The following is an 11,456-nucleotide window of genomic DNA, read 5'->3' as shown; positions in this document are numbered from 1 at the left end:
ATAGCTACATAACACGTTTGAACAATTTTTCCAGATCATATGTTGAAAATGAAATCACAATCGGCCGCCCATGAGGACAAGTGTAGGGCTGACGACATGAACCCAGACGCTGAATTAGCACTTCTGCTTCCTGATCCGTCAGCTTTTGGTTCGCTTTAATGGACGCTTTGCAGGAGCACATAATGGATGCAGCTTCTCGCATCTTGGCTACATCTATGCTGCGTTCACTAAGAACCCATTCGGACATTTCTTCGATAATGTCTTTCTCGTCCCCTTTGGGGAACCAGAACGGATGGGAGCGCACACGGAACGTCTGTCCACCGAAATGCTCCAAATATACACCCGCCTGTTCGAACCAGGCCAGCCTTGTTTTCAGCTTTTCCGTCTCCGAAGGTGTAAATTCGAGCGTAATAGGCAGCAGTAACTCTTGTGAGGCCTGGGCAGGGTTACCAAATTTCTCGTAATAGTACTCATAATTCACGCGTTCATGAGCGGCATGCTGATCAATCAAATATAAACCTTGGTCATTTTGCGCAATCAAATACGTACCATGATGCTGTCCGATCAGACTCAGCTCCGGAAATTCAGGCATGGATGCATCTGATTTAATGGCAGCAGCAAGTTTAGTGGCATCAGGCAGACCTGAGGTTTTCCACGTCCGTTCCCCTCTTGCAATCGAAGAAGGGTTGTAGGTTGACCGAGCTTCCCTAACCGGTGAATTTACGGATTCGGAGCGATACGTAGCTGGTTTACCTTCAGCTAACGGTTTTGCTGTTGCTCCACGATCCCCACCATCTTGAGAAGAGAGATCAGATTTGGGAACAGTTTCGGTAGAACTTGTATTTGAACTTGTACTTACATCCTTAGTGCCTTCTTGCACGTCAGCGGATGTCTGCCCCTCGCCATGACTAGCAATCTTCTGCAAAATATCCCCGTTCCAACTTTCTAACTGCTCCGGGGGCTGTGTAACCTCAGGTGGAGCTTCGGGCAACGGCACTGAGTGACCCTGTTCAGATACCAACTGTGCTGTAGACACATCCGCCGGAGCATCCAAATCCAGATCATCATCTTCTGTAGTTAACTTCAGTGGTGCAGCAGTAGGTTTCCCTAGTGGACCCTGTTGACCATATCCTTCTGCATCAGATGCATCTTTCAGCGGACCACGCGGAAAGAGGAATTGCTCCTGAATAAAGGAGTTATCGTCTCCACGTCGAATCTGCTGTTTTTTGACCTGTGGAATTAATACCTCCTGCCGGAGTATACCCCGCAACGTCGTCTCTATAAATTCATACAGTTCTGGTTCCTTGCTAAAGCGAACCTCCAACTTCGCCGGATGCACGTTCACATCCACAAGAGAGGGGTGCATCTCCAACTGCACCACGACAAGTGGGAAGCGATTGATCGGCAGCAAGGTATGGTAGGCTTTGAGAATCGCCTGATTGAGACCGTAATTGCGAACAAATCTCCCATTAACAATCGTTGACATACCATTACGATTCGCTCGTGTCCATTCTGGCAGGCTGATCAGCCCGCTCACCCGGTAATCCAGACTTTCTCCCTGGATGGGAAGCATCGCTTTGGCAGCACTTGTCCCATAGATCGCTGCAACCACTTGTAGCAGATCGCCGTTGCCCAACGTCTGAAGCAACACATTCTCATTATGGCGCAGTCGGAACGAAATGTTTGGATGAGACATCGCCATCCGGTAAAGGACATCTGATATATGTCCCAGTTCCGTCTGGATCGTTTTCATATATTTGAGTCTGGCAGGTGTATTGTAAAATAGTTCTCTCACTGCAAAATCTGTACCTTGGGGTGAGGTTGCGTCTTCATGAGTGCGAAGGTTCCCGCCTTCAATCACGATGCGGCGCCCCCGCCCGTCACTATCACTTGCGGATAATACCTCTACCTTGGACACGGCGGCAATACTCGCCAAGGCTTCTCCGCGGAATCCAAGACTTGTGATCTGGAACAGATCTCGGCCATGGGCTATTTTGCTGGTCGCATGACGATAAAAGGCGGTTTCCATGTCCTCTGGCTCAATACCTGTACCATTGTCTTTGACACGAATACTGAGGAGTCCGCCCTCTTCCACCGTCACTTCAATCTTGGTGGCGCCTGCATCCACCGAGTTTTCGAGCAGCTCTTTGACAACTGAAGCAGGCCGTTCGACCACTTCACCCGCCGCGATCTGGTTGGCAATATGTTCATCAAGCACATGTATTTTCGCCACAGGTTTTCCCCTCCCTTATACTCAGGATAATTGCTGTGCCTTCAATTTGAGATCATTCAATATCTGCATCGCCTGAAGAGGCGTCATATTCATGACATCGATATCTTTCATCGTACGGATGAATTCTCGCGCTGGTTTATCCACCGCAACTACATCCGGTTTCGTTGCCACATTCGGCTCATCATCTCCAAAGATGGACAGTTGAACCACATCCGAATGGTTTGCGCTGGACTGTCCTTTGCTGTTTGATTTCTTGGCATGTTGCTTCCCAACCGAATCTTCAATGGAAGGTGTGTACTCTGCACTCTCCTCAATCTCGTGTTCCCGGATCAATGGTGCTGAATCCGTGTGCTGGAATTTTCCACCTTTTAATTTCAAGCCTTCTTCCTGCTTCTCGTTTCCGATATATTCACTGCCCACTGCTACCTGAGCAGCCGCATGTTCAAACCCATGCAACAGTCCATTCGCCCGCTCAATAATGCTATCAGGCAGACCTGCAAGACGTGCACAATAGATACCATAACTGCTGCTGGCTGCCCCGGCAATCAATTTGCGCAGGAAATTAACTTTGTCACCACTCTCCTGTACCGCCATCGAGTAGTTGGCCAGCTTGTCCAGACTCTCCTCCAGATGAGCAAGCTCATGGAAATGAGTTGATACAAGGGCTTTACAGCCGATAATATCATGTACATATTCAATAACAGACTGAGCAATCGCCATACCTTCACTGGTCGACGTTCCCCGTCCCAATTCATCTATAATAATCAGACTACGTGGTGTGGCTTTGTCCGTCATGACCTGAATGTCGGCCATCTCCACCATGAATGTGCTTTGTCCACCAATGAGATCATCCGCGGCACCGATCCGTGTGAAAATGCGATCCATAATCGGCACTTCCGCCTGACCCGCAGGTACAAAACAACCTACTTGCGCCAAAATGGAGATTAAAGCGACCTGTCGCATATACGTACTCTTACCAGCCATATTTGGTCCAGTAATCAGCAGAATACGTGCCTCTTCCTTGGTCATTGCCGTGTGATTGGCAATAAATGCGCCATCTCGCATGACCGCCTCAACGACCGGATGGCGTCCTTCTTCCACAACCAGATCATAACCGTCGGTCAACGTGGGCCGTACAAAGTTGCGCTCAGCACTGATCACCGCAAAAGATTGATACACATCAATTTCCGCTACCTGTTCAGCCAGCTTCTGCAATCTTGCAATCTCTTTGTTCAGCCGCTCGCGCAGCTCTGCGAACAGCCCATACTCAATATCAACCATTTTGTCCTGAGCTTCGAGAATCAGCGTCTCTTTTTCCTTCAACTCCGGCGTAATGTAACGTTCTGCATTGGCAAGTGTCTGTTTACGTTCATAACGTCCTTCTGGCAACGCGGACAGATTGGACTTGGTGATCTCGATATAATAACCAAATACTTTGTTATATCCAATCTTCAGCGATCGAATGCCTGTCGCCTCACGCTCTCGCGCTTCCAGCTCCGCAATCCACTGTTTCCCGTTAACTGAAGCCTCACGCAATTCATCCAGACGTTCATGGTACCCTTCACGAATCAGACCTCCGTCCCTTACCGATACCGGCGGCTCGTCCACAATGGCTTGCCCGATAGCTTCACGCAGATCATTGCAATCATCCATCGTTTCGGCAATATGCTGCAATGTTGCGGAAGATGATCCTGCGCAATGCTGACGAAGTCCTGGAATTTTCTCCAGCGATGACTTGAGCGCATTCAGGTCACGACCATTCGCATTACCAAACGCAATCCGGCCTACCAAACGCTCCAGATCATAGATGTCTTTGAGTTCTGCCCGCAGGTCTTCACGCAATATAAACTGGTTGTACAGCGTATCTACCGCTTCCAGACGCTCATTGATCTTCCCTTTTTGTAACAATGGCTTATCGACCCAGCGACGCAGCATTCTTGCACCCATGGACGTCTCGGTCCGATCAAGCAACCAGAGTAATGAACCTTTTTTGGAGCGTTCACGCACGGTTTCCACCAATTCCAGGTTCCGGCGGGTAAACGGGTCCAAGATCATATAATGATCTGGCTCATACGTTGAGATTTGTGTTAATTGTCCCAAAGAACGTTTCTGTGTCTCGCTCAGGTAGGAGAAAAGACGTGCAATACACGCTTGACGTTCAGGCTCTAATCTTGCCCAGACAGCCTCGCCAAACTGCTGACGGACCAAATCCTCCTTATTTTTTGTCCACGACGTGTAGACCACAGGGCGACCGATTGGAGATGCCTCGGCTTCTACCGTTTCAAGCAGCGCTACATCCCCCACCAGCTCCGATGGTTCGTAGATGCCGATTTCATCCTTGAGCCATTCCTTGGAATAGGGTACGGATGTCACATACAACTCACCCGTTGAGAGATCACAGGCCGCGAGCGCCAGCGTATTTTGATTACCTGTAAGACACACCATGTAGTTGTTGGACTTGTCACCGAGTGTCTTGCCTTCCATTACCGTTCCCGGTGTAACCACACGTACAATTTCACGTCGTACCATGCCTTTGGTTACACTTGCATCTTCCATCTGCTCACAAATTGCAACTTTATATCCTTTTTCAATCAGACGCTGTATGTAATTGTCAGCCGAATGATAAGGTACACCGCACATCGGAATTTTGTCATCCGTGCCTCCGTTGCGTGCGGTCAGCGTGATCTCAAGTTCACGGGAAGCATTAATCGCATCCTCGAAGAACAATTCATAGAAGTCACCCAGTCTAAAAAATAGAAAAGCATCTTGTGCTTCGGCCTTCACTTGCAAATATTGTTGAATCATTGGCGTATACTGAGCCATGATGAATATCCTCCATCCCGTTCCTATAATGTCAGGAAGAAACGCGTCCTGGAAGGACAATAAGACGGTCAGGCACTGTGTTTGCGCCTCCGCCTTATGTGTTGGCTAATCGCCACTTCCTTCAAAGGTTGCTGCTCCATATCTTCCGTAGTAGCTTATTACTCATAAAAGACTTGTTTCTTATTATATCAAAAAAACGTCCGTACTTCATGAACCTGCCCGAATATTCCAGAGTTTGCGAATATCGCGGCTCTCATCCCAAGTTCTTCCCAGTTTTAATTGAAGGATTAACGGAGACGCATACCGTTCATAACGTGCATATCCATCCAACCTCTTCAGATCATCTACGAGTGCTGGGATGTGATCCTTAATCACTTCGCGCTTTCCTTCATAAAAAGCCGTATGGACCTCAGCTTTCGCTAACGGACGCTGCCGTAATTGAGTATACCCGCTCGCGATCAGACCTGCCAAGGCCACAACACCTTTTGCAACAAGGGGCGATACAAGAAAGCTGGGTAACGTACGATACTCAAACCCACCATAGGATTTCAGGCGAAAATCACCAAGTGCTCCATAACGGGGTCGTCTTCCCGATCCACGTGGGTCTTGCAGAAATGCCAGTGGCAATGCCAGATAATTGTCCAGTGCACGAAGCAGTTCCCCGGTAAGATTCATCCCGCTAAAATGAATATGACCGCCTAGAGGTAACCCACGCTGTGGCATCCCGCCTGCCTGCCAGATGAGTGAGTGATCACTAATGCTGCGGGAAGCGGCTGCGAATGCCCTCATCAGATGAGCCAGCAGTTCTCGTGGTTCGGAGCTGGGAGCCGGTCGCAGTTCGGCAACCGGATATATGCGCCGTCCACCAATCGTGACGGAATCACAGCCTGCCATTCCTGTACGTTCAAGAAATCTGGAGGCGGGTACGATTTTGGATTCCGGCATCTGCACCAGAAGAAACTCCGGGTCCATGCCGAGTATTGGAATAGGTCTGTGACTTACTTCCTCATCCAGCAGTTCCTGATGCTGCTTCCAGCTTTCCCTATAGGTAGCAGCAAGGTTGGTCACCCCTTTCCAGGGACACGGGTCGATCGAAATCACTGCACAGCCGCCATTCCCTGAGGATTCCATTCGAACAGCTCCATGATCCAGCCCTAGCGTATACAGCGTTTTGATCGCAAGTCGTTCTATGCGCTTGAACAAGGTTGAACTCGCTTCACGCTCCAACAGAGTTTCCTGTGCCCCTCCCATGCCACTAGTATCCTTGCGTTTGATCCGGATCGCCTGCAGACAGCTTATCTCTACGTCATAGCGTACACGCAAGCCTGGTTCACGTTTGCGCCGATCGTGCAGTGACAATACTTCAATACCTGCCTGTTTCAACCGTTCTGCACGTTCTCCAGAAGTCATCCTTTCATATCGGCGCAGCGCTTCCTCCGCTTGTTCCATCACATTCATTACGTCCCCCCTCCCGGATCATGCAACTAAAATAAAAATAACCCCGCAATGCGGAGCCTTCCCGTGAAAGGTATTCCAGGCACATTGCGAGGCTCGTTACCACACATTTTTTAATATTTAAGAAGAAAGAGGGCTTACGCCCTCTTCACCGCGCCTTCTGGCGCATATGATACCTTAGGTTATCAAATACAGGCGTCAAACTCACAGCTCATCGTCGAGCAGATCGGGATCGAGATCGTCATAATCTCCATCGGCACTGCCAAAGTCATAGTCCTTGTCTTCGTAGTCACCGCAACCATCTGTGCAGACCTTCACACAAACTTTGGTTTCGGCAACGAGTTCCACAGCGAATTCCCGTTCTACCCGGATAATTACACTGCTTCCACCTGCTGATACTGTGGCTTCCACACAGCTAGGTTCCTGCGTTGCATCCGCAGATACCTCCACTGTGGAAGTCCGGTGTTTCGGGTCCAGATAGGACAAAGGCACATGTTCTACATACGAGACCGTTTCTTTGGCTACATCCGTCTGAGAGTTCTTGTCGTAGGAATACCAAATGTTGATATCGTAAGTACCAATAACTTCAATTCCGTCACCCGCTGATACGGCTTCATATTGGTGGTTGATAATCCAAGCCCCCAAAATACTTGTCGGACCATTTGGCGGAGTCACGGTATGTGTTACGGTAGAGAACTTACGACCTTTGCCGCAGATCGCCTTCGTGATAATCTCTCTACATTGATGTTTATGACTCAATGACATCTTTAAACCTCCTCCATACAATCATTCACTACAAGTGTATGCAGGGCATTCGTCTAGGGTGACAACTATTTTCTATTATTCGTTTGTAGATTGGGACCGGTCCGAGATTGGGGACGGTGCTTTGTCCTTCTTCGCGACTTTCAGATACAGCGCGAGTTCGCGGCACAGCTGGAGAATTGCAGAACGAATCTCGAATTCTTCCCTTGTATCCGGCAGCTCCATACGTTTGAATTCTTCTTGCACATCTGCAAGAAGTTTTTCAGTTCGTCCCGTGTAGGATTCAGTGAGTACGTCCTGACTAAGCTGATCGAACAGCTCCGATACCATCTCCGCATGTGGCATCTTCTGATAGATCTGGGACACGAGATGCATCATGTGCTGGATGGAGTCCAACTGCGTTTTGCGCATATAGAAGTAGACGCTCCATTCCTCATTCGGATGAATCACCTGATTCTCCAGAGAACGTTTGGCAGCATCAATACCGCCAAGTATCGCTTTATCTGCTTCAATCAGCTCTCTCCCCGCCCATGCTTCATTGGGATTACGCAGCGTGGCCGCAAATTCCTTGAAAATCTTCGAGAAGAGTTCATCGATTCGTTTGCGAATGCGCAGCATCTGTGGATCTGCTGCCGGCATATAGGCCAGGTTAACCGCCATTGCGGAACCAAGACCAATTAACAACAAAGCAATTTGTACGAGGACGACATGCACGTCCATCTCCCCGCCGCCGAACACCCGAAACACCACAACAGAACCTGTAACAATGCCTTCTTTAAATCCTACCCGGACAATAGCCGGGAATGCGATCAATATGTATACCGCCAGCACCCAATAATGGAAGCCTAGAAAGTGAAAAAGTACACTTGCAAATAAAAGTCCAACTACGGAAGCAAAGAACCGCGCCGATATGGTGCGAATACTTCGTTTTCTCGTTACATCCACACCAAGAATGGCAAGCAATCCCGCTGATGTTGGTCCCGGCAAGCGACACCAGTCTGCAATCAATACAGCCATTAATGCGGCGATTGCAGTTTTAATTACCCTAAAACCCATTTAACATTCCATCTCCTCTAAGCTGCAAAAAAATTCTTAGCCAGCTCGTCGCCTCATTCATTTATCATGACTAGTATGTCTCATCCAAAAGTAAACTAGACGACATCAACCGACATGCGCATGCATGCCGGTCACAGCAACACGCCCCGAATGAGGGACGCTGGCAAGTTAGATCGTTGCGACAGAACCTCAAGGCCCTCTTCTCCAATCATCGCATTCATTCCGGATCTGCGCGGAATAATCATACTAAATATGGTACTTGATTTTACGGTATCGGGCAACGTGACACCCCTTGTGAAATTGTATACATATCATACCCGGTCACATTACGAGTAAAACACTTCAGAATCACCTGCGGCCAGCCAGCATTTTGCGTTCTGCATAGACAACAAGTTGGTACATGGCTGTTGCAACTGCAGCAATAATTAACAGACTTGATAATACAAGTGTGAAGTTGAATACCTGGAATCCGTAGATAATGAGATAACCGAGCCCTTGTTTGGCGACAAGAAACTCACCCACAATTACACCCACCCAAGCCATGCCAACGTTCACTTTCAAAGTGGATACAATCGCCGGAAAAGAAGCAGGTAATACAACTTTTGTAAAAATCTCGGAACGGTCTCCACCAAACGTACGAATGACTTTAATATAATTGGGATCCACTTCATTGAAGCTGTTATACACCACCAGTGTCGTGATAATGACCGTGATAGACAATGTGGTCATAACAATCGCTGTAAAACCCGCGCCGAACATCACAATAAAGATCGGGCCAAGTGCTACCTTTGGCATACTGTTGAACACAACCATATAGGGGTCCAACACTTTTGACAAAAAAGGAGACCACCAAATTAAAACCGCAAGCAAGGTTCCCACCAGTGTTCCCAGTAAAAAACCAACCGCCGTTTCCCCTACGGTTACCCCAACATGTGCCCACAACTCGCCACTAGCGATGTCCTTGCCAATCTGGGCAAAAACCTTACTCGGATAACTGAATAACAGTACATCAATCCAACGGAGTCTGCCTGCCACTTCCCATAGCAAAAACATACATACTAGCATAGATAACTGTACGGCAAGCACTTGGTGTCGCCATCTGGCCACCTGCTGAATATGATTCCGATGCAGCTGCCCCATCCATTCGTCACGCTTTTCCTGCTTCGGATTCATTGGATTCACGCGTCTTCCTCACCTCCCCCGGACTGATCCAGTTCACTCCACAATGCCTGAAACAACGCATTAAATCCTTCTTGCTCCCTGGCATGAAACGGCTGAGATTTACGAATTCCATCGGGAATGATAAATTCACGACGGATGCGGCCCGGATTGCGATCCAGTACAATGACGCGGTCACTGACCGCAATGGCTTCAGACAAATCATGGGTGACGAGAACAGATGTTTTGCCAAACTGTTTTAACGTGTCCGAGACCAGATCCTCCAATTGCAGCTTGGTTTGATAATCAAGTGCTGAGAATGGTTCATCCAACAATAAAATCCCCGGATCGGTTGCCAGCGTGCGCACCAGGGCTACTCGCTGTCTCATGCCTCCTGAAAGCTCTGAAGGGTACTGATTCTCCGTTCCGGCCAATCCCATACTTACCAGCAGTTCCCGTACACGCTCACGGCTCCGTTCATCCAGTCTGCCTGTCAGTTCAAGACCGATTAATGCATTATCCAGAATGGTCCGCCACGGAAACAGATAGTCCTGTTGAAGCATATAACCAATCTGTGCTGAGGGGCCGCCAACGAGTTTACCTTTAACCTTAACCTCTCCTCGGGTGGGTGTGAGCAGCCCGGCGATGATCGACAACAATGTCGTTTTACCGCATCCACTCGGTCCAACCAGACTGACGAACTCTCCTTTTTGGATCTCCAGACTCAAGTCCTCAAGCACCAAGGAAGCTTCCCGCTCGCTGACGTATACTTGAGAGATCCCCTCCAGTCGGATCACACTTTCGGATTCAGGCATTCTGCTCACTTCCTTTCCTGAATACCCCATTACTTTGATTTCGTAGCTTCTTCCGCATAGGCATTATCCACAATGGCATTCAAATCCACACGTTCTTTCAACTCTCCGGCGGCACTCATGACATCAAGCAGATTGTTCCACTCTTCCTCATCAATGATCGGATCCGTTGCATAGCTGCCCTGTTCCTTATAACGGTTCACACTACTTACCAAAATGGCTGGATCGATGTCTTTGAAAAAAGGAGAAATGACTTCAGCAATCTCTTCAGCCGTATGGGAATCCACCCATGCCTGCGCTTTGTGTAGACCATTCGTAAACTTCTGTACGATATCCTTATTGTCGTTAAGATAACTCTGTTTCGTCATGAAGACGGTGTAAGGCAGAAGACCACCTTCTGTGCCAAACGATGCAACAACCTTACCCCGATCTTCTTGTTCAAAGATGGATGCCTGGGGTTCAAACAGTTGAACATAATCTCCCGTGCCTGAAGCGAAAGCAGACGCAATGTTGGCAAAGTCCACATTTTGAATCAGCTCCAGATCACTTTGCGGATCAATGCCATGTTTGTTCAGTGCGAACTCCCCTGCCATTTGCGGCATGCCGCCTTTGCGTTGACCGAGAAATGTGGAATCCCTCAGTTGCTCCCAATCGAAGCTACCTTCTGTGTTACGAGCGAACAGAAATGTACCATCCGTCTGGGTGAGCTGGGCAAAGTTAATGACCGGATCTTCCGCTCCCTGCTGGAAGACATATATGGACGTCTCCGCCCCTACCAGTGCGATATCCACCGAACCTGCGAGTAATGCCGCCATCGTTTTGTCACCACCAGCAGTCGTTTGAATATCCACCTCAAGTCCCTGCTCTTCAAAAAAACCTTGAGCCACAGCCACATACTCCGGTGCGTAAAATACCGAACGAGTCACTTCGCCAATCGTAATCTTGGCTTCATTCTCTTCCTTATTACAGCTGGTGAGCGCCACAATGATAATCAGCAGAATAACGATGCCCCGGACGAACCATGGCGTGTATTTCATGTTGTTTCCCTCCTTCACTGGTTTCAGCAGTTTCTCTCTATTATGGATATGCCGATGCCCAACAAAAGGTTAAGAACTTAAATGCAAAAAAGAGCCGGGCAATGTTGCCCGACTCTTCAG

9 protein-coding genes are annotated in these 11,456 nt (G+C 48.6%); all 9 read right to left on the bottom strand.

The annotated features are described in order from the left end of the window. Positions 1–4: 4 nt before the first annotated feature. Complete coding sequence (gene mutL / locus CXK86_RS10260) at positions 5–2,233, bottom strand: DNA mismatch repair endonuclease MutL (RefSeq protein WP_076250156.1); 2,229 nt, start codon at positions 2,231–2,233, stop codon at positions 5–7. 21 nt (positions 2,234–2,254) lie between these two features. Further along, positions 2,255–5,056, bottom strand: a complete 2,802-nt coding sequence (gene mutS, locus CXK86_RS10255; RefSeq protein WP_076250155.1) for a DNA mismatch repair protein MutS — start codon at positions 5,054–5,056, stop codon at positions 2,255–2,257. Between the two features lie 207 nt (positions 5,057–5,263). Then, on the bottom strand, positions 5,264–6,514 hold the full coding sequence (locus CXK86_RS10250) for a putative amidoligase domain-containing protein (protein ID WP_256719983.1): 1,251 nt from the start codon (positions 6,512–6,514) through the stop codon (positions 5,264–5,266). 201 nt (positions 6,515–6,715) lie between these two features. Continuing rightward, positions 6,716–7,276, bottom strand: a complete 561-nt coding sequence (locus CXK86_RS10245; protein ID WP_017687912.1) for an outer spore coat protein CotE — start codon at positions 7,274–7,276, stop codon at positions 6,716–6,718. Between the two features lie 75 nt (positions 7,277–7,351). Next, positions 7,352–8,329, bottom strand: a complete 978-nt coding sequence (locus CXK86_RS10240; protein ID WP_036613548.1) for an aromatic acid exporter family protein — start codon at positions 8,327–8,329, stop codon at positions 7,352–7,354. A 131-nt stretch (positions 8,330–8,460) separates the two neighbouring features. After that, positions 8,461–8,610, bottom strand: a complete 150-nt coding sequence (locus CXK86_RS32025; protein ID WP_167544411.1) for a hypothetical protein — start codon at positions 8,608–8,610, stop codon at positions 8,461–8,463. A gap of 67 nt (positions 8,611–8,677) precedes the next feature. Then, positions 8,678–9,469, bottom strand: coding sequence for an ABC transporter permease (locus tag CXK86_RS10235; RefSeq protein WP_370511416.1), 792 nt, complete (start codon positions 9,467–9,469; stop codon positions 8,678–8,680). Positions 9,470–9,507: 38 nt separating this feature from the next. After that, a complete protein-coding gene (locus CXK86_RS10230; protein ID WP_047843426.1) occupies positions 9,508–10,302 on the bottom strand; it encodes an ABC transporter ATP-binding protein in 795 nt (264 codons plus the stop codon). Positions 10,303–10,331: 29 nt separating this feature from the next. Next, on the bottom strand, positions 10,332–11,336 hold the full coding sequence (locus CXK86_RS10225; protein ID WP_101313668.1) for an ABC transporter substrate-binding protein: 1,005 nt from the start codon (positions 11,334–11,336) through the stop codon (positions 10,332–10,334). Positions 11,337–11,456: the final 120 nt, after the last annotated feature.

The organism is Paenibacillus sp. BGI2013, assembly GCF_002843485.1.
Classification (GTDB): Bacteria; Bacillota; Bacilli; order Paenibacillales; family Paenibacillaceae; genus Paenibacillus; species Paenibacillus amylolyticus.
The sequence above is the reverse complement of the archived record's forward strand: the minus strand, read 5'-3'. Positions and strand labels throughout refer to the sequence as shown.

Coding starts and splice junctions, on each gene's coding strand:
- CXK86_RS10250 (WP_256719983.1), bottom strand. CDS start 6,514: ATGAATGTGATGGAACAAGCGGAGGAAGCGCTGCGCCGATATGAAAGG.
- CXK86_RS10235 (WP_370511416.1), bottom strand. CDS start 9,469: ATGGGGCAGCTGCATCGGAATCATATTCAGCAGGTGGCCAGATGGCGA.
- CXK86_RS10230 (WP_047843426.1), bottom strand. CDS start 10,302: ATGCCTGAATCCGAAAGTGTGATCCGACTGGAGGGGATCTCTCAAGTA.
- mutS (WP_076250155.1), bottom strand. CDS start 5,056: ATGGCTCAGTATACGCCAATGATTCAACAATATTTGCAAGTGAAGGCC.
- CXK86_RS10240 (WP_036613548.1), bottom strand. CDS start 8,329: ATGGGTTTTAGGGTAATTAAAACTGCAATCGCCGCATTAATGGCTGTA.
- CXK86_RS10225 (WP_101313668.1), bottom strand. CDS start 11,336: ATGAAATACACGCCATGGTTCGTCCGGGGCATCGTTATTCTGCTGATT.
- CXK86_RS10245 (WP_017687912.1), bottom strand. CDS start 7,276: ATGTCATTGAGTCATAAACATCAATGTAGAGAGATTATCACGAAGGCG.